Raw genomic sequence first — 24543 nt, forward strand, 5'->3', positions numbered from 1 at the left:
GGCGCTAGGACTGGCTGGTCGGTGGGCGTTCGGCTGGCGAATGCATGTCGGAACGATACGTGGAGAAGCGTCCGCCGCGAGCTACTCGAGCCGATCCAGCACTGCCTCTTTCTCGTAGGCGAGCGTCAACGACCGTGATCGACCGCGGCCGTCGATTTCGGCGTAATCGGCTTCGATCAGCCCGAGTTGGTCGAGTTTATTGACGATTTCTGAATACCGGGTGTAGCCCAGTTCGGTTTCTTCGCGGAAGGCCTCGTAAACGTCGCCGGCCTGTTCGCCGTCGTTGGTGGCGATGACCTCGAGCAGGGCACGTTCCGTGTCGCTGAGCCCGGAGAGGCTCTGGGAGAGGCTCACGTATTTGGACTTCTCGTAAGCGTTCTCGACGTCTTCGCGCTCGACGACGCGACTGGCGCGCATCTCGGCGGTGAGTCCCGCCCGTCGAAGCAGGTCGATGCCGACCCGGAGGTCGCCGCTGTCGGCGGTCAGTTCGCCGACGTATTCGAGGGTATCTCGGGTGATAACGCCCTCGTTGAACCCCTTGCGGACTCGTTCGTCGAGGATGTCGACGATCTCGGGCTGGTCGTACACCGGGAAGTAGACGTCCTCGGGGCGGAACACGCTCTGGACGCGCGAGTCCAGTTCGTCGATCACCTCGAGGGTCGGATCCGAGGAAACGACGACGACGCCGATCTTCGCGCCGGGATACTCCTCGTGAGCCCGGAGCAAGGAGTAGAGCGTATCCGAAGCCTCGTTTTCGTAGAAGAGGTAGTTCACGTCGTCCAGTGCAACGACGAGGACGCGATCCTCCTCAACGAGTTTCTCGGCGATCTGGCCGAACAGCTTCTTGAAGGAAATACCTGAAGAGGGTGGCTCGTAGTCGAAGGTTCCCTCGAACAGTCTCGAGAACACCGAGTAGCGCGTCGAGTTGACCTGACAGTTGACCCGAATCGTCCGAATGTCCCCGGTCTGTGCGCCGACTTCATCGAACAGTTTCTGAATCGAGGTGGTCTTGCCGGTCCCGGGCGGTCCCCGAACCATCACGTTGAGCGGGCGCGACCCTCGAACCGCAGGGCGCAAGGCGTAGGTCAGGCTCTGGGTCTGACTCTCGCGGTGTTTGAACGTCTCAGGGACGTAGTCGATCTCGAAGACGTGTTCGTTGCGGAACACGGATTCGTCCCACGACAACATCCCCTCCTCGGGGTCCCCATCCATTAGTTTCACCACGCTCTCCGAGCTACTTAGTTGTTTTTGGCGTACGGGCGGTTCCGTTTCCGATAATATCCCGTTTCAGGCCGTCTCGATCGGTTTGATCCATCGGTCGAGATCTGCCGGCGCGATCCGGGAACTGTGAGCGACTCGAGCGTGTGCTCGGGCTAGCGTTTCCGCCTCCCCGTCGCCGTCGGCCCGGAGCATGAACGAACAGCGCTCCCGCGGGCATTCGAATTGGTATGGCATACCCGTAGGTTCGTGCGAACGGGAATAGCCGTTGTACTTGCACATCCGTGGCGGGGGTATCGGAATTTTGCAGATTCCAAAATTGCGTACCGATTCCTGTATTACCCGTCGAACAGGACGATTCCGACGATAACCGCGGTCACGGCCATGAGCGCCCCGCCGGTCAGAAAGAGCATCGCGTAGGAGCTGACCGAGAGCAAGAATCCGAACGCGACCGGCGACACCGAAATCGCACCCGTCTTTCCGACCTCAAGGACGCTGACGATGCGCCCGCGGACGTCGGCGGGGGCGCTCATCGTGACGATATCGTTCGCGACCGGATCGAAGAGGCCGTCGCCCATGCTCGTCAGTCCGAGGATGGCGATGACGGCCCAGGTATCGGTCGTCAGGAGGAGTGCCCAGGTTCCCGCGCCGAAACAGAGTAGACTCGAGACCAGAATCGTCGGGCGGCTGATTCGGGTGGCGAGCCATCCGGCGTAGGGGGCGGCGACGAACCGTCCGATCCCCAGGACAGCGACCGCCACGCCGCCGATCAACTCGCTGGTTCCAAGCACCGTCACCGCGTACAGTGGGATGAACGTAAACAGCGCGTAGCGCACGAAAAAGAGGACGATGACGCCGAAGATGACGATACCGGCCTCCCTCGTGAGCGCGTTCCAGACTTCCCGTACCATCGTGCCAATGCGGGAACTAACGGCCGGAGCGGGCGTGTCGCCCGACGGGAGCGTGTCCGGGTTTCCAGGCGTTCCAGTGCCGGGGCTCTCAAGCGTTCCAGTCTCAGGGTTCGGCGAGGCGTCGGATTTGCTGCCGGCAGAAACTCCCTTCGAAGAACCAGGGTCTGGCGACGAATCGGGTTCCGGGAGCCAGAAATAGCACATGACGAACGCGATGAACGTGATGCCATACAACAGGAATGGGAGCCGCCAAGAGATGTCCACGAGAACGCCGGCGGCCAGCGGCGAGACGATGCCGCCGAGTCCGGTAATGCTCGTGAGATACCCTTGCGCCGTGGTCGCGGTAGCTCCGTCGTAGAGGTCGCCGATCAGCGTAATCGCCATCGGAAGCAGGCCCGGGAAGGCACACCCCTGAACTGCACGGAGGAGCAAGATCACCGCGAAGCTGTCGACGAACCCGATCAGTACGCCGGCCACGCCGTAGACCAGCAGCGACCACAGAAACACCGTCCGTCGTCCCCAGATATCCGTCACGACACCGACGGTCGGAATCGCGACCACCGCCGTCAGGAAGAAGGCCGTCATCACCATCCCGATTCGAGCCTCCGTCAGGTCGAACGTCGACGCCATCCCCGGCAGTGCCGGAGAAACCAGCGTGCTCGAGAGCACGCCGACGCCGGCGAGCGCAAGAATAGCGTGGAGCTTCGGATCGGTTTTCAGTGCGTTCGATCCCGTCATTGGACTACCCCGCAGTCGGCGGCCCGACTCTCGGCAGACGCTCCATGACTCTCGGCAGACGCTCTATCCTTGTCACGTGTTGGCAACCAACCACGGTCGAACGTAACGCGACAGGTTGTAAATAGGTGCCGACTTTCGAAGATTCCGTGACCGCTGGTGGATACTCGGTAGCGAAAGAACCTTCATTGACTTCACTCGGCGTGCTTCGTCCTCACTCGAACTTCTCGAGCAGTCGGTCGTAGAACACGGCCTCGCTTTCGTCGGCTAGCTTCTCGACGATCAGCTCCGGCGTCGAGCGCGCGAGGTGGTCCTTGATCGGCGAGCGGTTGACCTCGAGTTCGCCCTCAACCAGTCCAACGGCTTCGATGCCGTCGACGGTCACGTCGTAGGCGGCCATCTCGCGGATTTCCCCCGCGAGGTGGGAGACGAACACCGCCGTCGCCCCGTTTTCGGATAACGCCTCGAGAATTCCCGCGATAATCTTCGCCGACGCGCCGGGTTCGGTGATGCTCTCGAGTTCGTCGACCAGCACCAGCGATCCCTCGCCGCCGTCGGCCAGGCTGGCGAACTGCTGAACCGTCGACTCGAACGCGCCCGCGTCGAGGGTTCCCTGGGTCTTGGCGTGATAGTGGAGGTCATCAAAGCGTTCGAGCCGAACCCGATCCGCAGGAACTGGAAGTCCCATGTGGGCAAGCACGACGACGCTCGCAACCAGATCGAGCGTTGAGGTTTTCCCGCCGCTGTTGACCCCCGACAGGAGGGCGACGCCGGCAACGTCGTAGTCGACCGGCTCGATCTCCTCGAGCGGTTCCGAGAGCAACGGCGAGCGGCCGCCGTCGATCTCGAACCCGCCTTTCTCGCCCCGATTGTCAGCGTTCGCGCTCGTCGAACCGTCCGACTCCTCGCCGATGAACTCCGGCATCGTACACTCGAAATCGCGGGCGAACCGGGCGATCGCGAGCTCGACGTCCAGCTCGAGGGCGGACCGGACGAGCCCCTCGGCACTCTCGCGTCGATCGGCAAGGTCCGCCGCGAGATCGCGTTTCAGCCGCGCGCCACGGCGTTCTTTAGTCGCCGTGAGTTCCTCCCGAAGTCGGCTCACGGTCCCTTCGTCCCGTTCGACCGGAAACGTCGGCTCGTCGCCGAACGCCCGGCGGGCGAGTTCGGCTTCGCCCGCGTCGAGGTCGAGCGCGTCGATCAGGTGCTTGCGGGCGGCTTCGACGGCTTCGGCGTACTCGTCTGCGAGCTCTCGAGAGAGCAACGAGTCGACACCCGCCCCCTGTTCGACCAGCGAGAGCAAATCCGATCCTTCGATCGTGACGTCCTGTTCGCGGATCGCCTGTCGAAGGTGATCGTTGGCGACGGATTCGCCGGCTCCGACTGCCGCGTCGAGGTCGTCGATGGCCGTTGCGAGCCGATCCAGTTCATCGTCGCCGGCGACCGTTCCGTCTTCGTCCACCCGCGACAGGCCGTTCTCGAGCGCATCGAGATCACAGTCCGTCTTGAGGTCGGCGTTGCGGTGGACGGAGATCGCCGCCCGTAAGCTGTCGCGATTGCGCGCGAAAAAGGCTAACGAGCGTTCGGGAACGACGTCCGCTGGGTTCTCGAGGGCGTCGGGACGAACCTGTACGTCGCCCTCGACGGTGACGCCGGCGAACGCCTCGTCGAGCGCGATCACTGTCGAGTAGCCCCGAGCGAGCTCGGCCAGTCCCTGTGCGTCTTCGACGACCTCGACGGAGAGTTCGGGAATCGCCTCCCGGGCGGCCGTATACCGCTCGGCGTCGGTCGTCGCCAGACACCGCTCGCGGACCTGTACGTCGCCGCCGGTCTCGAGCGGCTCGACTCCTTCGAGCGCCTCGAGAACCGTTGGGTCGGGGTCGCGCTTGAGCGCCTCGCGCGCGAATCTCTGTACTTCTTCGATCCGCGACCGGCACGGACTCGGGTAGATCGTCTCGAGACGCTGGGCACCGTAGGCGGTTACGGTGCGGTCTTTGCACAGCGAAAGGACCTCCCGGTAGATCTCGCGCGCACGATCGGTCGCGAGAAAGCCGCCGGGATCGTCGTGTTCGCGTCGAATCGCCCCGCGCGCGATGCGGGCGGCCCGCCCCTGTGTGATCCCCGGGGCTTGCGCGAGCGCCGCCACGTCGCCCGTTCTAAGCGCCTGCTCGGGGTCGTCGAGCGCTGCCAGCGAACGTGCGGTCTTCTCGCCGACGCCCGGAATCGTCTCGAGCTCCATCGACCGGGCTATTCTATCGAAACGAGAAAAAGGTCCCGTCCGCGCGGTGGTTCACTGCTCGAGTCACGCTCCGGATGGGGTGGTCCGTCCGATTCGCTCTATCGCCTCTCGAGGCGGCGTTACCGGTTGAAATCGCCGGTTCTGGGGTTCGGAGAGCGCATCCTTCATTACTCGCTGGCCCTGACCACCGATTGTGGATCTCTCCATCGTCGACCTCGCGCCGATACCCGAGGGCGGGTCAGCAACGGAAGCGTTCGAGAACACGGTCGAGCGAGCCCGGAACGCCGAGGAACTCGGCTACTCGCGCGTCTGGGTCGCCGAACATCACGATTTTACCGATTCGTTGGCGAGCACGACGCCCGAGGCGCTCATCCCGCATATCGCCGCCAAAACGTCGGATATTCGTGTTGGGTCCGGCACCGTTCTGCTCAACCACTACAGCCCGTACAAAGTCGCGGAGTCGTTCAGCGTCCTCGACGCGCTCGCTCCTGGTCGGATCGATCTCGGGCTCGGTCGCGCGACCGGAAACCCGGTCAGCGACCGCGCGCTCCAGACCGATCGGAGTCAACACCGTGCAGGTTCCAACGACGATCACCGGGAGAAAATAAACGAGGTCGCCGCCCACCTCTACGACGGCTTCCCGGACGACCACTCGTTCAGCCAGCTCGAGCTCGCCCGCGCACGCGAAACTATCCCCGATATCTGGGTCCTCGGTTCGAGCCCATCGAGCGCCGCAATCGCTGGCCAGCTCGGGCTTCGATACTGTTTCGCGGCGTTCATCAGACCCGGTCCCGCTGTTCGGGCGCTCGAGGCTTACCGGGAGAACTTTCAGCCGTCCTCGTTCGGTGCCGGGCCCGACGAACCCCACGGCATGATCGCGGCGAACGTCACCTGTGCTGAGACTGACGAGGAGGCCGCTCGGCTCCGCGCCACCACCGAAGCGACTCACCAGCGACTTCGGCAGGGAACGATCGACCGGCCGCCGATCCGTTCGACCGAAGCCGCAATCGAGGAACTGGGATACGTTCCCGACCCGACGCCGACCTCGCTCGAGCCGGGCCAGTGGCCCCGACAGATTTCCGGTAGCCCGTCCACGGTACGGAAGCTGTTGGATCAGATGACGGACCAGACCGGCGTTGAGGAGGTCGTCATCCAGCAACAACTCGCCGACCCCGACGACGTGCTTCGGTCACACGAACTGTTGGCCGACGCGGCGGATCTCTCTCCGCGTTGATTCTCTCCCACAAATATAATATATTTTGTATATGTGGTTGCGTGTTGTGGGATACTGGTGACGGATCGGGAATCGGTCGGGTGACTGCACTCGAGTTTTCGGATCGCGGCGCGAGCGTCGTCGTTGCAGATCTCGGCGTCGAAGGCGGCTATCTGAGCCAGTAGGCCGCTTTTCGATCGGGTTCCGCTTTGGAGGTAACTTCACCGACTCAGCGCCGATAGCCGTGGCTGTGTGTGCACCCCAAACGAACTTCCTCGTTCGGACGGTAGGACGCCCATGGTTCGTCTCCCACGATTCGGCCGGAACAAGCCGGACACGATAGTCCAGAACTCGACGGCTGAAGACCAGCGAGAGGATTCTTCGTCCAGCGCTGGACGCGGACGTAAGCTCGTCCTCGCGCTCGGAATCGGCGCGGTCGCGTACCTGGTGGTTCGCCGGCGAAACCGCGAGGGTCCGAGCCTCGAGAAGCGGTTGGCGGAACCGCTCGAGTCGGACGACGCTGACGGCGACGGACTCGAGGGTGCACAAAAAATTGCAATCGGCGAACCGGCTTCCGAACCGGACGAAAGCGAGACTGGCATGGATGGAGACGAGACGAGTACGGACGAAGACGAGCCAGCTATCGAGACGGGCGTTCAGGAAGAACCCGTAGAGCCGGGTGAGATGACGATCGACGAGGATGTCGCGGAGGAAGTCGTCGACGACGAAACCGGCGAGACGGACGAACGCGAAGGGGAGCAGGAATCGCGCGCCGACACCGACGACGTGACTGACACCGACGACGTGACCGACACCGACGAGGAGTGAACTCACCGAGGCGGATGGGTAGTCCAGTCAAGCTATTCCAACCCGAAGGGATCGAGTCGTTCCGGGCACGGCGGCGAGTCGTCGACTCGAGCGCGTCGAACGCTGTCCGGGCTTGCGTGCTCCGGCGCTGTCGTTATTTCGTTGGCTCGGAAAGAACACGTATGGCACTCACCCGATTCCTCGGCTCGAAAGCGACTCGCTCGCTGACGGTTGTCTCGGTCCTCGTCGAAGCGAAGCGATCGTTCGACCGCGGAAAACGAACTCGAGGCGCACTCCTGCTCGTCGTCGCCGTCTTCGCCTGGAAGTGGGCCCTCATCGGGATGGCCGCTCAGGGCGTCGTCAAACTTCTTCGGGGCGGACGCTCCTCGAAAGCTAGCTCAGGTTAACCTTTTTCGGAGTCGGAGATCTCCCGTGGATACGCTTCGTTAGATGAGTCCCGTGATAAACGCGATCCCCATCGCCACGAGGACGATTGCGGTAATCGTCGGTAAGTACGGCGTGTACCGCTCGATCCGTTTTTGATGGTGTTCATAGCCCGCGATCAACAGAAGCGTCGGAGTGACGATGGCGATGATCACCGCGGTCGAATAGAGTAGCATCAACTCGAGACAGCGTTCCGTCCCGACGCAGATCGCCAGGATCTGGATCGGTTCCTCGTGAGCGAATCCCAGCAACAAGGCGGTCATTCCGAGCGCGTAGAGCCCCCGCTGTGCGTGTTCTTCCTCGAGGTGTTGGTGTCCGCCACCGCCGGGGAGGTGCCGTCGCACACGGCTGAAAACGCTGGTTTCGGAGTCGTCCTCGTCTCGAGCATCATGGTGGTGCTGAGAACGGTCTCCAGTGTGGTGCGTCTCGTCTCCACCGTCCGTGTGGTGGCTGTGGCCGCTGTTTCCGTGTTCGTGAGTGTGATCGGAATCGTGGCGGTCGTCGCCGCGCTCGTCGGTTTGTTCGCCGTCGTGATGATCGTGCCCTTCGTGATCGTGTTCGTCCATCGCGTGGCCGCCGTGGCGATACTCGTGTACGCCGAGTAAGATCAGGAGCGTCCCGGCGACGTATCGCATCCACGGTCCCTCGGCGAAGGCGGCGAACGTGCTGAACCAGAAGTACGCGAGGACCAACAGGACACTGCTCACGAGGTGGCCCACGCCGAGGATGAGAGCCGCAACGAACCCGTAAAATAGCCGTCGCTGTTTGTTCAACGCATAGGTCGCCGCGATCGGCCAGCCGTGATCTGGCAGGACGCCGTGGACGAACCCAATGACGATGACGCCGAGGACGACCCCGATCTCCATACTGTATCCGCGGGCGGTTGTCGGTATACAGGTTGTTATGAACGTTCCCGAGAAGCCGTAATACCGCTGTTAACGGTTGCTAACCCATCTTGGCCGTATGCTAGGAACACAACCACCTCCAACCCTGTTTTCACAACAAGCCAACGGCTCAGTTGCCGTCGTCGTATTCGTACTCTGCTACCGGATCTTCGACGCCTTCGGTTCGCGAGCCGACCCACGCGCCGAGTGCAAGTCCATAGACGAGGTGCCCGGCGTGAAACAGCGCGAGCTCGTCATTCTCGAGTCGGATGTCGAGAACCTCCTTGAGCATGACCTGGGAACCGAACGCCGAGAGAACCATTCCGTACACCGACCCCCAGACGATCCCTCGCTGTTCGGCCTCGATCGAGCGCTCGGCGTCCTGGAGTGCAAAGAGACCGCCGAAGACCGCCCCCGCGCTCATCCCGTAAACGAGGTGCAAGAAGAGTCCGGCAACCGGATGATCGTCCGGATCCCCGTCGGCGACGTACTGGGTCCAGAAGTTCGCCGACGGCGGGAGCGAACGAAGGATCGGGAGCCGGAACGCGGTCATGATACAGGTCGCGACGAATCCGGCTTGCAGCCCTCGAACGGAGGCAGCTGCGGTGTGTTCAGCGCGCGACCGTGTGTCGTCGTCCTCCGTATCGTTACTCGACTGCAGCTGGCGTAACCGATCGAATGCGAACATTGTAGCTTCCAGACCAGTCACACAACCTGTAGAAACTTAACGTTCGTGCGCGCACTAGCCACCACTTGCCTGTATTTCGTCTCCGTTGTCGCTATTTGTCGAGCCTTCTCGCGTCGTAATTGGTGCGTTACGAGCCGCTTGCGTTCGTCGTGAAACAGTTCTCTATAGACTCACTCTCTACAGACTCAACGTGAGCACTCTCTGTACGTCTAGTGTACTCACACCACGTCTACGGGGAACTGACGATTGAATGAGCCGTTTCGGAAACCACTCGAGAAATCCAACAAACACCGATGAATTGGGAGAATAATTGAATTGAACAAATAGAATATTCCACTGAGGTGCTGTAATTCCTGATTCCAAAGTCTTTCCTGTCTTATCCTACAGAAATATATAACACAAGCATTATACGGCTCGTGGCACTTGATGTAGTTGTAATGGCGAAAGGCAACGTTGATTTCTTCAACGACACAGGCGGCTACGGTTTCATCGAGACAGACGACGCGGACGACGACGTGTTCTTCCACATGGAAGACGTTGGCGGCCCGGACCTCGAAGAAGGCACAGAGATCGAATTCGACATCGAACAAGCACCGAAAGGTCCCCGCGCAACCAACGTCACCCGTTTGTAAACGGGTCCGCGTTCAGTAGCCGGTTTTACTTTCTTTAACACTCGAGAGCCATTGCGCTCTCGAATTCCGACTTACCGCCCTTGAGTGACAACTGCTCTTCTCGAGTCACGTCCCTGGAATCGATTTTCCACGTTTCCTCGAAAATTGATCGTATCGTCACACTCGTCATATTCAACTAGCCCGTTGCACTCGTCGTATCCAACTAGCCCGTTGTTGACAGGGGTATGAGAGAACATCACCATCACGATTTTCACTGTCGGTCACCACCACACTGGTATGAGCAGTTCGCGAAAGCCCGAGTGGCTGAAGACCCAGCCACCATCGGGTCGAGAGTTCGCCGATATTCGGGAGACCTTGCGGGAGCAAAACCTCCATACCGTCTGTGAGGAGGCAAACTGTCCAAATCTCGGCGAGTGCTGGTCCGGCCGCTCGAGTACACCTGCCTCTAGCGGGGATGCTGGAGGCGGACAGACCGGCGGCGGGACGGCGACGTTCATGCTTCTGGGCGATCGGTGCTCTCGGGGCTGTAACTTTTGCGACGTCGAGACCGGCGGGATGGAGCCGCTCGACCCCGACGAACCGGAAAACGTCGCAAGCGCCGTCGCGGAGATTGGGCTCGATTACGTCGTCCTCACGAGCGTCGATCGGGACGATCTGCCGGATCAAGGTGCGGGTCAGTTCGCCGAAACGATTCGGGAGATCAAACGACGCCATCCCGGCATCCTCGTCGAAGTCCTCATTCCGGACTTTCAGGGCGAAAAACGGCTTCTCGAGAAGATAATCGACGCCGAACCGGACGTTATCGCCCACAACGTCGAAACCGTCGAACGGCTCCAGTACCCCATACGAGACCGTCGTGCGGGCTACGAACAGAGCCTCGGGGTGCTCGAGTACGTCGACCGGAACGCGGATATCTACACTAAGACCTCGATCATGCTCGGCCACGGCGAGTACGATCACGAGGTCTACCAAACTTTAGCCGACCTCCGCGAGCGCGGCGTGGATATCGTCACGCTGGGACAGTATCTCCAGCCGTCGCGATCACACCTCGACGTAAAACGGTACGACCATCCCGACAAGTACGAGACGTGGCGACGCGTCGCCGAGGAGGAACTGGGATATCTCTACTGCGCCAGCGGCCCGATGGTTCGTTCGTCGTACAAAGCCGGCGAGCTGTTCGTCGACGCGGTGTTGCGCGAAGGCGAGAGCGTCGAGCGTGCGCGCGAGCGCGCTCGAGGAAGTCACGGTAGTCGCGTCTAATTTACGTCCGGAACACGCGTCCAATTTGCGGATCTCGGGGCTAATCTGTCCCAATCTGTTCGCTTTATCTGCCTCCCCTGACCGCTTCACCCGCATACCCTGTTTTCCTGACTAATCTGATTCAGGGGGCTCCACGCCATCTCGTCTCCGAGTTCGATTTCGTTGGGGCCTCCGGAGTCGAGAGCTGGTCGTCCGTCCAAAACGTGTGTGAAAATTCGTTATCTTTTGGACACCGTTCGATGATAGTTCGAGAAATAAGACATTCGTCCGTTCGATATCCGGCTCACTGAACACATCTGTGCAATGATGGCAATTTTCCTCCTAACAGTAAATTATTTACGAAAATTCTTTACCTCGAGCGGTTGTTGATACGAGTATGCTACGGAGGTTCTTTCCATGAGTACGTTACAACGCGATCCTCGAGAGAAGGTGCAGGTGCTCGACGACTCCGGCCAACTCCTCGAGGGGGAGTCGGTGCCCGATATTTCGGCCGAGGAGATGGTCGAGATGTACGAGGAGATGCGACTGGTTCGTCACTTCGACCAGCGCGCAGTTAGCCTCCAACGACAGGGTCGGATGGGAACGTACCCGCCGCTGTCGGGACAGGAGGGCGCACAGATCGGGAGCGCGCATGCGCTCGCGGATGACGACTGGGTGTTCCCGAGCTACCGCGAGCACGGAACGGCGCTCGTTCGGGGCACGTCGCTCAAGCGGACGATGCTGTACTGGATGGGTCACGAACTCGGCAACCGAATCTCCGAGGACTCGAACACGTTCACCGTCGCGGTTCCGATCGCAACCCAGATTCCCCACGCGACGGGTGCCGCGTGGGCGTCGAAACTCAAAGGCGAGGAGAAGGCCTTCCTCTGTTACTTCGGCGACGGAGCGACCAGTGAGGGTGACTTCCACGAGGGACTGAACTTCGCGGGCGTCTTCGACACGCCGACGGTCTTCTTCTGTAACAACAACCAGTGGGCGATCTCGGTTCCCCGAGAACGCCAGACTGCGAGCGCGACCCTCGCACAGAAGGCCTCTGCGTACGGATTCGAAGGCGTTCAAGTCGACGGGATGGACCCGCTGGCGGTGTACAAGGTCACCCGCGACGCCGTCGAGAAGGCGAAGGATCCGGGCCAGGGCGAACTCCGTCCGACGCTGATCGAGGCCGTCCAGTACCGCTTCGGGGCACATACCACGGCCGACGATCCGTCGGTCTACCGGGACGACGACGAGGTCGAACGCTGGAAACAGAAGGACCCGATCCCGCGCCTCGAGACGTTTCTGCGGTCGGAAGGGATTCTCGACGACGAACGCGTCGACGCGATCGATTCGCGAGTCGAGAACGAGGTTGCGGAGGCGATCGAGGCCGCCGAAAACGTCGAGCGCCCCGACCCGGAGGAAATCTTCGCCCACGTGTACGAGGGAATGCCCAAACGATTACAGGAACAGCTCGAGTGGTTCGAAACGATTCGAGAGCAACACGGTGACGACGCGCTCCTGGAGGACTAACAATGGCAGCAGAATCCACGGCGGAGGTCGAAAATCTCACGCTCGTACAGGCGGTCAGAGATGGATTGTACACCGAAATGGAACGCGACGAGGACGTCCTCGTCATGGGCGAAGACGTCGGCAAAAACGGCGGCGTCTTTCGCGCGACCGAAGGGCTCTACGACGAGTTCGGCGAAAATCGAGTGATCGACACGCCACTGGCCGAGTCCGGTATCGTCGGCACGGCGATCGGGATGGCGGCCTACGGGATGCGTCCCGTCCCCGAGATGCAGTTCATGGGATTCATCTACCCTGCCTTCGACCAGATCGTCAGCCACGCCGCTCGCCTCCGTACGCGCTCGCGCGGGCGATACACGTGTCCGATGGTCGTTCGAGCCCCCTACGGCGGCGGTATTCGCGCCCCCGAACACCACTCCGAGTCGACCGAAGCGATGTTCGTTCACCAACCCGGGCTCAAGGTCGTCATCCCCTCGACGCCCTACGATACGAAAGGGCTCCTGACGAGCGCGATCCGGGATCCGGACCCGGTCATCTTCCTCGAGCCGAAGCTCATCTACCGGGCGTTCCGCGAGGAAGTCCCCACGGAGTCCTACGAGGTGCCACTCGGCGAGGCGGCGGTCCGGCGCGAGGGATCCGATATCTCCGTGTTCACCTGGGGTGCTATGACGAGACCGACCCTCGAGGCCGCCGAGAACCTCGATGGCGAAATCGACGTCGAGGTCGTCGATCTGCGGACGATGTCCCCGCTGGACGTCGACACCATCGTCGATTCGTTCAAGAAAACCGGACGAGCGGCCGTCGTCCATGAAGCGCCAAAGACGGGCGGACTCGGCGCGGAGATCGCCGCGACGATTCAGGAGGAAGCGCTCCTCTATCAGGAGGCACCGGTCGAACGTATCAGCGGCTTCGACACGCCGTTCCCGCTGTACGCGCTCGAGGATTACTATTTGCCAGAACCCGCACGCATCGAGTCGGGTATCCGAGACGCGGTGGGGTTCTAGATGGTTCACGAATTCAAACTCCCCGACGTCGGCGAGGGAGTCGCCGAGGGCGAGCTGGTCTCGTGGCTGGTCGAAGCGGGTGAGAAAGTCTCCGAGGACCAGCCCGTCGCCGAGGTCGAGACGGACAAAGCCCTCGTCGAGGTTCCCTCGCCCGTCGACGGTTCGGTGCGGGAACTGCGCGCCGAGGAAGGCGAGGTCGTTCCCGTCGGCGACGTAATCATCACGTTCGACGTCGAGGGCGAGGAGACCGCTGACGCGTCTGCCGACGCCGAAGATGGTGATAGCGCGTCGGAAACAGCGGACTCCGCGGCGACAGCCGATTCCGGATCTGACTCCAAGTCCTCCGCCGAAGCCGAACCTGCCGGCGACCCCGGCGCGACGGGCGGCGATATCGAGGAGGTCGCCACGCCCGAAGGGCGAATCTTCGCGCCCCCGCGCGTGCGACGCACGGCACGCGAAGAAGGCATCGACCTCGAGTCCGTCCAGGGGAGCGGCCCCGGCGGCCGGATCACCGAGGGGGACGTTCGGGCGGCCGCCGACGGCTCGGCGGAGACCGATTCCGCAACTCAGGCCGCATCCGGATCGAGTGCCGACTCCGCCTCGAGCGGTGGCGCTTCCGCGAGCGCCAGCACTGCTTCCGAGAATGAAGCCGAAGTCGCGGACTCGAGTGCGGTGGCGGATGCGGCTGGTGAGGTCACCCAGTCGCGGACACACGTCGAGTCGGCCGACCGCGACCAAACGCTCGCGGTACCCGCGACGCGTCGACTCGCTGATGAGGAAGGCATCGACATCGACGCCGTTCCGACGGACGAGACGCGGGACGGCGAGCCGTTCGTCACGCCTGAAGCGATCGAAGAGTACGCGACGATGCAACGGCAGGCCCAGGAAGCCGACGCGGCCGCCGTTTCCTCGGCCAGCTCGGCCGCCGACGAATTTGAGGGCGAACGCGAACGTCGGGAGCCGTTCAAAGGCGTTCGAAAGGCCATCGCCGACGCGATGGTCGAATCGAAGTACAGCGCTCCACACGTCACCCACCACGATGAGGTCGACGTCACCGAACTCGTCGAAATCCGAGAGCGGCTCAAGCCCCGCGCCGAAGAGCAGGGAATCAAGCTGACGTACATGCCGTTCATCACGAAGGCCGTCGTCGCCGCCCTCGAAGAGTTCCCCGAGATGAATGCGGTGATCGACGAGGAAAACGAGGAGGTCGTCTATCGGAATTACTACAACATCGGCGTCGCCACGGCGACCGACGTCGGGCTGATGGTCCCCGTCGTCGACGACGCGGACGGGAAAGGGCTGCTCCAGATCGCCTCGGAGACGAACGAACTCGTCCAGAAGGCTCGAGAGCGCTCGATCTCGCCCGACGAACTGCAGGGATCGACGTTTACGATCACGAACGTCGGCGGCATCGGTGGCGAGTACGCAACGCCGATCCTCAACTACCCAGAGTCGGGCATCCTCGCGATCGGCGAGATCAAACGCAAACCTCGCGTGGTCACCGACGAGGACGGCACCGAATCGATCGAACCGCGCTCGGTCATGACCCTTTCGCTGTCGTTCGACCATCGGCTGATCGACGGCGCGGTCGGCGCGCGGTTTGCGAACGCACTGATGGAGTACCTCGAGGACCCCGAACTGCTACTGTTGAAGTAGCGGGCGGGCGAAGGGACACGCAAGCGGACAAAGAGACTCACTACAATGGTCGTTGGAGATGTCACAACTGGCACGGACGTACTGGTAATCGGCGCTGGACCCGCGGGCTACGTGGCCGCGATCCGTGCCGGACAACTGGATCTCGACGTCACGCTCGTCGAAAAGGACGCCTACGGCGGAACCTGTCTGAACCACGGGTGTATTCCCTCGAAGGCGCTGATCTCGGCGACGAACGTCGCCCACGAGGCGAGCCACGCCGAAGAGATGGGCATCCACGCGAACCCCGCGATCGATCTCTCGGGAATGATGGGCTGGAAAGACGAGGTTGTCGACCAGCTTACGAGCGGCGTCGAGAAACTCTGCAAGGCAAATGGGGTCAACCTGCTCGAGGGAACCGCCCAGTTCGACGGCGAAAACACGGTCCGGGTCTCCCACGACGGCGAAGGGCAAGGGAGCGAGAGCCTCGAGTTTGAAGACGCGATAATCGCGACCGGCTCCCGTCCCATCGAGATTCCCGGCTTCGAGTACGGCGACGAGCCCGTTCTCGACTCGCGGCAGGCGTTAGCCCTCGAGTCGGTCCCCGAGTCGCTGGTGATCGTCGGCGCGGGCTACATCGGGATGGAACTGGCCGGCGTCTTCGCGAAACTCGGTACCGACGTAACGGTGATCGAGATGCTCGAGGACGCACTTCCGGGCTACGACGACGACCTCTCGCGTCCCGTCCGCAAGCGCGCGGAGGAACTCGGCGTCGAGTTCGAGTTCGGGTACACGGCATCGGAGTGGCACGACTTGGAGGACGGCGACGAGATCCGCGTCATCGCCGAACCCGCAGAAGAGGCGGCCGCAGACGGCGGCGAGATGGAAGCCCCCGAAGCGGAGTCGATCGAACTCGACGCCGAGAAGGTGCTCGTCGCCGTCGGACGCCAGCCCGTTTCGGATACGCTCGATCTCGAGGCCGCGGGGATCGAGACCGACGACCGCGGATTCATCCCGACGGACGACCGAGCGCGGACCAATCGAGAGCACGTCTACGCGGTCGGCGATGTCGCCGGCGAACCCATGCTCGCACACAAGGGGTCGATGGAGGGCCAGGTTGCCGCCGAAGTGATCGCCGGCGAGCCCTCGGCGATCGACTACCAGGCGATGCCCGCCGCCGTCTTCACGGAGCCCGAAATCGGAACCGTCGGGCTCACCGAAGACGAAGCGGCCGAACAGGGATTCGAGCCGCTCGTCGGCGAGTTCCCACTTCGCGCGAGCGGACGCGCGCTGACGATGAACGAATCCGACGGGTTCGTCCGCATCGTCGCCGACGAGGAGGCCGGCTTCGTCCTCGGCGCACAGATTGTCGCCCCCGAGGCATCCGAACTGATCGCCGAAATCGGCCTCGCGATCGAACTGGGAGCGACCGTAGAGGATATCGCTCGAACGATACACACCCATCCGACGCTCTCGGAATCCGTGATGGAAGCCGCCGAGAACGCACTCGGACACGCGATCCACACGCTCAATCGGTAGGGCGGTAGCCGTCCGAGCGTCGCCCGACCGTTTCCGTGCTCTTCGACGGCTACACCCTCATCTTTCTCGCTTTTTCCCGAGTCGTAGGAACTCCCATACGACTCCTTCACCCCTCGGTGTGAATCCGTAACTGTACCATGGGGAACCTGAATTCGACTGCAACCGTTCGACGTCGCACCGTTCTTTCAGCTGCCGGTGCAGGTGGGCTGATGGCGCTCTCGGGGTGTACTTCTTCGTTCTTCGAAGAGGATCCTGACGTTTCCGAGTCTGACGATGGTGACGAAGACGATGAACCGCTGACCGACCATCCCTACACGGCACCACCCCAAATCGTGGATCTCGCCGATCAGGGATACGAATCAACACTCCAGACGGTCTCCGCACGCCACGAACTCGTGACCGAGGAGGCCAGTGGTGGCCCACTCGAGCTTCCCGAGGTGTGGGCCTGGCAGGCGGACGATCTCGAGCCGTCGGTTCCCGGCCCGATCTATCGAATGGAAGAAGGGGAGACGTTCGAGCTCACGTACGACAACGACCACACCCGACCGCACACCGTTCACGTCCACGCCGTCGGGAAGGTGTGGGACGACGACGGCGCACCCGTTACCAACCGCGACCGCGTCGGGGCTGGCGAGAGCCACACCTACACGCTCGAGGGTGACGTTCCGGGAACGCACGTCTATCACTGCCATTACCAGACTCACAATCACCTCGATATGGGAATGTACGGTATCATCAGGGTCGATCCGGAGGGATACGAACCGCCGGACCGGGAGTATTTCCTGACGCTTCGCGACTGGGATACTCGCCTTCACGAGCAAAACGCCGGCGGCGACGCCGATTACTCGCCGACGGATCGCTCTTCGGACGCCTACACGATCAACGGACGGAGCGCTCCCTCGACGTTTCATCCAGAACTCGGATCGCCGCTGATCGTCTCCGCGGGAGAGACGGTTCGCCTCCACATCGCGAACAACGGTTACGAAAGTCACCCGTTCCACACCCACGGCCACCGGTTCACGGTCGTCGAAAAAGACGGCTCGCCGATTCCCGAATCGGCGCAGTACGACGAAGACGTCGTCAATATCGCCCCCGCCGAACGGCTCACCCTCGAGTTCGAGGCGGACGCCGACCCCGGCATCTATCCGGCCCACTGTCACAAGGTCCATCACGTTACCACCAACGGCAGCTATCCGGGCGGAATGGCGACCGCGATCGTCTACGAAGAAGCGATGGAAACCGAGGAGTTCGGCGAAATCATGGACGACGCGGGATACGAGGAGTAGGACTTTCTTCCCCGACCTTCATTACTGTACGTACAGCGAGTACGCGATGATTGTGAATCCGACGAGCACAAGGAGGCTCTCGACGAGGATTCCAACCGTTAGTCCGATGTTCAACACTTCGTGAACCATTCCTGCGAGAACGAACCCGAGCGTTACAATTCCGAACCCGACTGTGAGATAGCCGAGTGCGGGCTGGCGCGTTCGGCGGTAGGCCTTGAATGCGAAGTAAGTGATTATGCTTCCAACAACGAGTAATAACGTTTTAACGACCATCAACGCCATCGAGGCGGTGGTCGGTTCGATTAGTTCCGTGCTCATGTTTCCTTTCGCACCTCCGACCACAGTTCCGCGAGCCGTTCGTCGGCAGTCCGGGCCGGTCGCTCGATTCGGACTGCGAGCGAACGGTCGTCCTCGAGAACGAGCGTAATCTCTTCGAACGCGACCGTGTACTTGCTCGCGTGGTGGCCGTCGCGTCTGATGTCGGTCGACTCCTCGAGTAAGGTTGCGTCGGTGAGTAACTCGAGTTTCCGATACAGCGTCGATTGCGGAATTTCACACCGCTCGGTCAGCTCGGACGCCGTCAGCGGTTCGTCGAGATTCCGGATAATCTCCCGACAGTCGGGGTCGTCGAGCGCAGCACAAATCTCTTCGGCTGAGGGCATCGACTCCGAAGCGATCGGGTCCCGGACCATTCGTCTCTTTCTAGTCACCCCCGTGATTTATTCGCATCGATGCTGATCACCGCTTTTGCCTGCTGACGCCTCGAACACGAACATCTTCGCCATTGGTTGCCGAGCGTGTTACGATGCTCGGCTCACCCAGGTAACCAGCCCCGTCGATATTCGAAAGAAAGAGTTCTTGCGTGCGCGCTCGAATAGGAAACTGCGCGGGTATCATTCGGTTAGACCGTGTCTGCAAGGACGGAATGATTGGCCGACCTCCGCCCGCGCGATATTACTATCTCCTCTCGAGCGGATGCGCTATTTTGTTTTCGTCTCCATTTATTAGTGTCAGCGGAGTAATTGACGGGTGGAAAACCGTGCCATGGTAGCGGGATGCGGAGGGAAGTTCGTTCGACGGCCTTATGTAGGGACCGTCTCCTCGTTATGAATGTAAACGACGTGACGCAGGATGTCACGTCCCCTCTGGCCGGATTCCGGCACGGAGGGCAGTTCGTCTCCGACTCGGGCCGAGGTCGATGCAATGACCTTAAGTGCTCGAGGGAATTTGACTATGAACGTGACCGCGACCGGGGTCGACCCGGTCGCCTCGAGACGACGCCCTTATATGGTGTCGTCGTCTACGATTGGTTACGTGAAATCCGGCGCCGGTGATCGATTCCGGCGCCGATTCAGATCCGACGGCCTTATAAGGATAGGGCAGTTCGGATATGAACGCAACGAACACGTGATCGACGGGCCGTTCAACTCGGCTCGTCATCTCGGACGGTCATACTCCGAAGGGGTTTTGTACCCTCGAAGACGTATGATAGAGTCCGAAGGAAATGAGGATCCTACCCCTGCGGTCCGCCGTTAAGATGGGATCTGATGTTAGCCTTGACAGTTCGGTGACGCTCGATCGGTCGACGATCTGGTCGCCGAACTGTGGACCACGCAATGTGTGAGTGTGTATTTATACCATTCACCGCCAAACCCCCCTGCATCGCAGGGGATTTAGCATTCCGGTTGATCCTGCCGGAGGTCATTGCTATTGGAGTCCGATTTAGCCATGCTAGTTGTACGAGTTCAGACTCGTAGCAGATAGCTCAGTAACACGTGGCCAAACTACCCTATCGAGCACGATACTCTCGGGAAACTGAGGTTAATAGTGCATACGGCTCGCTCCCTGGAGTGGCGCGAGCTAGAAATGCTCAGGCGCGATAGGATGTGGCTGCGGCCGATTAGGTAGACGGTGGGGTAACGGCCCACCGTGCCAATAATCGGTACGGGTTGTGAGAGCAAGAGCCCGGAGACGGTATCTGAGACAAGATACCGGGCCCTACGGGGCGCAGCAGGCGCGAAACCTTTACACTGCACGAGAGTGCGATAAGGGGACTCCAAGTGCGAGGGCATATAGTCCTCGCTTTTTCCGACCGTAGGATGGTCGGCGAATAAGTGCTGGGCAAGACCGGTGCCAGCCGCCGCGGTAATACCGGCAGCACAAGTGATGACCGCTATTATTGGGCCTAAAGCGTCCGTAGCTGGCCACGCAAGTCCATCGGGAAATCTCCCCGCTCAACGGGGAGGCGTCCGGTGGAAACTGCATGGCTTGGGACCGGAAGATCCAGAGGGTACGTCTGGGGTAGGAGTGAAATCCTGTAATCCGAGACGGACCACCGGTGGCGAAAGCGCTCTGGAAAGACGGATCCGACGGTGAGGGACGAAAGCTCGGGTCACGAACCGGATTAGATACCCGGGTAGTCCGAGCTGTAAACGATGTCTGCTAGGTGTGGCACAGGCTACGAGCCTGTGCTGTGCCGTAGGGAAGCCGTGAAGCAGACCGCCTGGGAAGTACGTCTGCAAGGATGAAACTTAAAGGAATTGGCGGGGGAGCACTACAACCGGAGGAGCCTGCGGTTTAATTGGACTCAACGCCGGACATCTCACCAGCATCGACAGTGTGCAGTGAAAGTCAGTGTGATGAGCTTACTGGAGCCACTGAGAGGAGGTGCATGGCCGCCGTCAGCTCGTACCGTGAGGCGTCCTGTTAAGTCAGGCAACGAGCGAGACCCGCACCCTTAATTGCCAGCAACACCCTTGAGGTGGTTGGGTACATTAAGAGGACTGCCAGTGCCAAACTGGAGGAAGGAACGGGCAACGGTAGGTCAGTATGCCCCGAATGTGCTGGGCTACACGCGGGCTACAATGGTCGAGACAGTGGGATGCTACGCCGAGAGGCGACGCTAATCTCCGAAACTCGATCGTAGTTCGGATTGCGGGCTGAAACTCGCCCGCATGAAGCTGGATTCGGTAGTAATCGCGCCTCAGAAGGGCGCGGTGAATACGTCCCTGCTCCTTGCACACACCGCCCGTCAAAGCACCCGAGTGAGGTCCGGATGAGGCCGGCGCAACGCCGATCGAATCTGGGCTTCGCAAGGGGGCTTAAGTCGTAACAAGGTAGCCGTAGGGGAATCTGCGGCTGGATCACCTCCACAGACCGGGACCGGGGCGACGCCCCGGCCCACACGCGGTTTTGCGAACTCGGTCCACACGTTCACTCGACCACCGTCAGGCCGAGCGAGCACCTTAGAACTGTCAAGGCTAACACTCCCGATTGATCCCCTGACTGCACTATGAGCAGACAGGGGTGGGCCCATAGCTCAGTGGTAGAGTGCCTCCTTTGCAAGGAGGATGCCCAGGGTTCGAATCCCTGTGGGTCCATGACTCGGGTTAAATCACAAATCGTGTCCCTTAAGTGGGAGACGGGGCGTTGATTTAATCCGAAGCAACGAACCAATGCACCACCCCGCGCAAGTGTGGGTGGGAAGGGTTAATGCAGGCCCGCTGTCTACGGGCGTGCAGATGAGACCGTGTGTACGTGTAGTCCAGGCGTCCACTGGACCCGTTCCCGGGTCACTACTGATCCGAAAGAACGTGGCTACTGTGCCAGCTGGTGGATCGCTCGGCTCAAGAGCTGAAGAAGGACGTGCCAAGCTGCGAAAAGCCTGAGGGAGCCGCACGGAGGCGAAGAACTCAGGATCTCCGAATGGGAATCCCCACCGCAATTGCTTCGCGCAATGGGGAACGTCGAGAATTGAAACATCTTAGTATCGACAGGAAAAGAAAGCAACCGCGATGTCGTTAGTAACGGCGAGTGAACCCGACACAGTCCAAACCGAAGCCCTTACGGGCAATGTGGTGTTCGGACTGACATTCAGCATCCGAAACTTGATGAGAAATCTCCTGGAACGGAGTACGAAACAGGGTGACAGTCCCGTACCGTCAAGAAGTACGATGTGCGTCAGCTCCAGAGTAGCGGGGATTGGATATTCCTCGTGAATGTTGCGGGCATTGACCGCAAAGACTCAATACTCCTTGAGACCGATAGCGAACAAGTAGCGTGAGCGAACGCTGAAAAGCACCCCAAGAAGGGAGGTGTAATAGGGCGTGAAATCAGTTGGCGATAGAACGACAGGGCACACAAGGTCCGACACACAATGAATCAGATGCGAATCTGTAGTAAGCAGTGTCGGAAGCCGGTGTTCTGTCGTACGTTTTGAAAAACGAACCAGAGAGTGTGTCTGATTGGCGAGTCTAACCTGATCATCAGGGAAGGCATAGGGAAACCGATATGACCGCAGTGCTTTGCACCAGGGTCACCGTGTTCAAGCGCGGGGAGCCACTCGGACACGACCCGAAACCGGACGATCTACGCATGAGCAGGACGAAGCGTGCCGAAAGGCACGTGGAGGTCCGTTAGAGTTGGTGTCCTACAATACCCTCTCGTGACTTATGTGTAGGGGTGAAAGGCCCATCGAGTCCGGAAACAGCTGGTTCCAACCGAAACATGTCGAAGCATGACCTTCACCGAGGTAGTTTGTGGGGTAGAGCGACGGATTGGGAGACCGGCCTCCGAGAGGAGTTCGCCTCCCTGTCCAACTCCGAACCTACGAACGCTGTTGACGTGAGGAGTCCGGTGCGCGGGGTAAGCCTGTGTACCGTGAGGGAGACAACCCAGAGCTGGGTTAAGGTCCCCAAGTGTGGACTAAGTGCGATCGAAAGTGGTGCCGAGCCCTAGACAGCCGGGAGGTGAGCTTAGAAGCAGCTACCCTCTAAGAAAAGCGTAACAGCTTACCGGCCGAGGTTCGGCGCGCTGAAAATGATCGGGGCTCAAGTCCACCACCGAGACCGAGCGACACACCTTACAGGTGTGATTCCGTAGGTTGGCGTACTGTTCGGATGGAAGCATGGAAGAGATTTCGTGTGGACCGTTCAGTAACGAAAATTCTGGTCATAGTAGCAGCGTTAGTCGGGTGAGAACCCCGACGGCCGAACGAGTAAGGGTTCCTCAGCAATGCTGATCAGCTGAGGGTTAGCCGGTCCTAAGTCTCGCCGCAGTTCGAACGAGACAAAAGGGAAATAGGTTAATATTCCTATGCCAGTGTGAATTAGAAGTCGACGCTTTGGAGCCGCCCAGGCCGGGCATTCGCCCGGTGTAACCATCGAAATCCGTGGAAGCCGTAATGGCACGAAGCGGATGAATGGTGGGATGCCGCAAGCTGGGTCAATCTGGAGCCCGTGAAAAGACGATCACACTGTCCGTACCGAGATCCGACACAGGTACTCGTGGCGGCGAAAGCCAAGGTCTGTCGGGATCAACCGACGTTAGGGAATTCGGCAAGTTAGTCCCGTACGTTCGCAATAAGGGATGCCTGCCTCGGAGAGAGGCAGGTCGCAGTGACTCGGGCGCTCCGACTGTCTAGTAACAACATAGGTGACCGCAAATCCGCAAGGACTCGTACGGTCACTGAATCCTGCCCAGTGCGGGTATCTGAACACTCAGTACAATGAGACGAAGGACCCGTTAACGGCGGGGGTAACTATGACCCTCTTAAGGTAGCGTAGTACCTTGCCGCTTTAGTAGCGGCTTGCATGAATGGATCAACGAGAGCGCCACTGTCCCAACGTTGGGCCCGGTGAACTGTACATTCCAGTGCGGAGTCTGGAGACCCCCAAGGGGAAGCGAAGACCCTATAGAGCTTTACTGCAGGCTGTCGCTGAGACGTGGTCGCCATTGTGCAGCATAGGTAGGAGCCACTACACAGGTACCCGCGCTAGCGGGCCACCGAGGCATCATTGAAATACTACCCGATGGTGACTGCGACTCTCACTCCTGGCGGAGGACACCGGTAGCCGGGCAGTTTGACTGGGGCGGTACGCGCTTGAAAAGATATCGAGCGCGCCCCAAGGTTTCCTCACTCGGGTCGGAGACCCGAGTAAGAGTGCAAGAGCATAAGGAAGCCTGACAGTGTCGAGCACAACAATCGACGCTGACGCGAAAGCGTGGTCTAGCGAACCAATTAGCCTGCTTAATGCGGGCAATTGCTGACAGAAAAGCTACCTTAGGGATAACAGAGTCGTCACCCGCAAGAGCACATATCGACCGGGTGGCTTGCTACCTCGATGTCGGTTCCCTCCATCCTGCCCGTGCAGAAGCGGGCAAGGGTGAGGTTGTTCGCCTATTAAAGGAGGTCGTGAGCTGGGTTTAGACCGTCGTGAGACAGGTCGGCTGCTATCTATTGGGGGTGTTACGGTATCTGACGAGAACGTTCGTATAGTACGAGAGGAACTACGAATGGGTGCCACTGGTGTACCAGTTGTCCGAGAGGGCACGTGCTGGGCAGCCACGCACCACGGGGTAAGAGCTGAACGCATCTAAGCTCGAAACCCACTTGGAAAAGAGATACCATCTGAAATCACTCGTAGAAGACGAGTTCGATAGACTCGGGGTGTACGCACCAAGGCAACGAGGTGTTGAGCCCGCGAGCACTAACAGATTGAGCCACCATTCATACGCATTTGGATCATGTACGGACCCGGAAACGGGTC

The 24543-nt window shown here is 60.6% G+C and carries 20 protein-coding genes, 1 tRNA gene and 2 rRNA genes; 14 read left to right on the forward strand and 9 right to left on the reverse strand.

Features of this window, described 5'->3' with window-relative positions:
- Nucleotides 1–81: 81 nt before the first annotated feature.
- The 5 genes from ACYQ14_RS10890 to ACYQ14_RS10910 all read right to left on the reverse strand — a co-directional run bounded on the left by ACYQ14_RS10890 (nt 82) and on the right by ACYQ14_RS10910 (nt 5310).
- Complete coding sequence (locus ACYQ14_RS10890; protein ID WP_283836414.1) at nt 82–1212, reverse strand: ORC1-type DNA replication protein; 1131 nt, start codon at nt 1210–1212, stop codon at nt 82–84.
- 75 nt (nt 1213–1287) lie between these two features.
- Entirely contained in the window at nt 1288–1455 is a 168-nt protein-coding gene (locus tag ACYQ14_RS10895; protein ID WP_283836413.1) for a hypothetical protein, read from the reverse strand.
- A 101-nt stretch (nt 1456–1556) separates the two neighbouring features.
- On the reverse strand, nt 1557–2867 hold the full coding sequence (locus ACYQ14_RS10900; RefSeq protein ID WP_459888043.1) for an MFS transporter: 1311 nt from the start codon (nt 2865–2867) through the stop codon (nt 1557–1559).
- Between the two features lie 211 nt (nt 2868–3078).
- Entirely contained in the window at nt 3079–5103 is a 2025-nt protein-coding gene (locus tag ACYQ14_RS10905; protein WP_459888046.1) for a MutS-related protein, read from the reverse strand.
- A gap of 63 nt (nt 5104–5166) precedes the next feature.
- A complete protein-coding gene (locus ACYQ14_RS10910) occupies nt 5167–5310 on the reverse strand; it encodes a hypothetical protein (protein WP_459888049.1) in 144 nt (47 codons plus the stop codon).
- On the opposite strand from ACYQ14_RS10910, the gene ACYQ14_RS10915 reads away from it, so the two are divergent.
- The 4 genes from ACYQ14_RS10915 to ACYQ14_RS10930 all read left to right on the forward strand — a co-directional run bounded on the left by ACYQ14_RS10915 (nt 5297) and on the right by ACYQ14_RS10930 (nt 7530).
- Nucleotides 5297–6337 carry an LLM class flavin-dependent oxidoreductase gene (locus ACYQ14_RS10915; protein WP_459888051.1) on the forward strand — a complete coding sequence of 347 codons (1041 nt, stop codon included), beginning with the start codon at nt 5297–5299 and terminating at the stop codon, nt 6335–6337. The genes ACYQ14_RS10910 and ACYQ14_RS10915 overlap by 14 nt on opposite strands.
- A 41-nt stretch (nt 6338–6378) precedes the next feature.
- Nucleotides 6379–6501 carry a hypothetical protein gene (locus ACYQ14_RS10920; protein WP_459890120.1) on the forward strand — a complete coding sequence of 41 codons (123 nt, stop codon included), beginning with the start codon at nt 6379–6381 and terminating at the stop codon, nt 6499–6501.
- 112 nt (nt 6502–6613) lie between these two features.
- Nucleotides 6614–7144, forward strand: coding sequence for a hypothetical protein (locus ACYQ14_RS10925; protein ID WP_459888054.1), 531 nt, complete (start codon nt 6614–6616; stop codon nt 7142–7144).
- Between the two features lie 161 nt (nt 7145–7305).
- Nucleotides 7306–7530 (forward strand): hypothetical protein, encoded by a 225-nt coding sequence (locus tag ACYQ14_RS10930; RefSeq protein ID WP_283836406.1) that lies wholly within the window; start codon nt 7306–7308, stop codon nt 7528–7530.
- A 39-nt stretch (nt 7531–7569) separates the two neighbouring features.
- Here ACYQ14_RS10930 and ACYQ14_RS10935 read toward each other — a convergent pair whose 3' ends face one another.
- Nucleotides 7570–8433, reverse strand: coding sequence for an ABC transporter permease (locus ACYQ14_RS10935; RefSeq protein WP_459888056.1), 864 nt, complete (start codon nt 8431–8433; stop codon nt 7570–7572).
- Between the two features lie 148 nt (nt 8434–8581).
- Nucleotides 8582–9139, reverse strand: coding sequence for a hypothetical protein (locus ACYQ14_RS10940; protein WP_459888059.1), 558 nt, complete (start codon nt 9137–9139; stop codon nt 8582–8584).
- Between the two features lie 437 nt (nt 9140–9576).
- Here ACYQ14_RS10940 and ACYQ14_RS10945 point away from each other — a divergent pair, with 437 nt between their 5' ends.
- From ACYQ14_RS10945 to ACYQ14_RS10975, 7 genes are all read left to right on the forward strand, one after another.
- A complete protein-coding gene (locus ACYQ14_RS10945) occupies nt 9577–9771 on the forward strand; it encodes a cold-shock protein (RefSeq protein WP_006182670.1) in 195 nt (64 codons plus the stop codon).
- Between the two features lie 276 nt (nt 9772–10047).
- Nucleotides 10048–11031: a lipoyl synthase gene (gene lipA, locus ACYQ14_RS10950; RefSeq protein WP_459888062.1), complete on the forward strand. Its 984-nt coding sequence runs from the start codon at nt 10048–10050 to the stop codon at nt 11029–11031.
- Nucleotides 11032–11427: 396 nt separating this feature from the next.
- Nucleotides 11428–12537: a pyruvate dehydrogenase (acetyl-transferring) E1 component subunit alpha gene (gene pdhA / locus ACYQ14_RS10955; RefSeq protein ID WP_459888064.1), complete on the forward strand. Its 1110-nt coding sequence runs from the start codon at nt 11428–11430 to the stop codon at nt 12535–12537.
- 2 nt (nt 12538–12539) lie between these two features.
- Nucleotides 12540–13538: an alpha-ketoacid dehydrogenase subunit beta gene (locus ACYQ14_RS10960; protein ID WP_459888067.1), complete on the forward strand. Its 999-nt coding sequence runs from the start codon at nt 12540–12542 to the stop codon at nt 13536–13538.
- Nucleotides 13539–15194 (forward strand): dihydrolipoamide acetyltransferase family protein, encoded by a 1656-nt coding sequence (locus ACYQ14_RS10965; protein WP_459888069.1) that lies wholly within the window; start codon nt 13539–13541, stop codon nt 15192–15194.
- Nucleotides 15195–15239: 45 nt separating this feature from the next.
- A complete protein-coding gene (gene lpdA, locus ACYQ14_RS10970) occupies nt 15240–16709 on the forward strand; it encodes a dihydrolipoyl dehydrogenase (protein ID WP_459888072.1) in 1470 nt (489 codons plus the stop codon).
- A gap of 209 nt (nt 16710–16918) precedes the next feature.
- The gene (locus ACYQ14_RS10975) at nt 16919–17995 is read left to right on the forward strand and encodes a multicopper oxidase domain-containing protein (protein ID WP_459888075.1); all 1077 of its coding nucleotides are present in this window, start codon (nt 16919–16921) and stop codon (nt 17993–17995) included.
- A gap of 21 nt (nt 17996–18016) precedes the next feature.
- Here ACYQ14_RS10975 and ACYQ14_RS10980 read toward each other — a convergent pair whose 3' ends face one another.
- Nucleotides 18017–18313 carry a DUF7521 family protein gene (locus tag ACYQ14_RS10980; protein WP_459888078.1) on the reverse strand — a complete coding sequence of 99 codons (297 nt, stop codon included), beginning with the start codon at nt 18311–18313 and terminating at the stop codon, nt 18017–18019.
- Nucleotides 18310–18687, reverse strand: a complete 378-nt coding sequence (locus tag ACYQ14_RS10985) for a helix-turn-helix domain-containing protein (RefSeq protein WP_459888081.1) — start codon at nt 18685–18687, stop codon at nt 18310–18312. Before ACYQ14_RS10985 ends, ACYQ14_RS10980 begins: the two co-directional genes overlap by 4 nt.
- Before the next feature lie 986 nt (nt 18688–19673).
- On the opposite strand from ACYQ14_RS10985, the gene ACYQ14_RS10990 reads away from it, so the two are divergent.
- The 3 genes from ACYQ14_RS10990 (at nt 19674) to ACYQ14_RS11000 (ending at nt 24505) form a co-directional block, all read left to right on the forward strand.
- A 16S ribosomal RNA gene (locus tag ACYQ14_RS10990) occupies nt 19674–21147 on the forward strand.
- A 156-nt stretch (nt 21148–21303) separates the two neighbouring features.
- A tRNA-Ala gene (locus ACYQ14_RS10995) sits at nt 21304–21375 on the forward strand.
- 208 nt (nt 21376–21583) lie between these two features.
- Nucleotides 21584–24505, forward strand: a 23S ribosomal RNA gene (locus ACYQ14_RS11000).
- The 16S and 23S rRNA genes sit together here with 1 tRNA gene alongside, the layout of an rRNA operon.
- The last annotated feature ends 38 nt before the right edge of the window (nt 24506–24543 follow it).

This window comes from Halostagnicola bangensis (assembly GCF_054653435.1).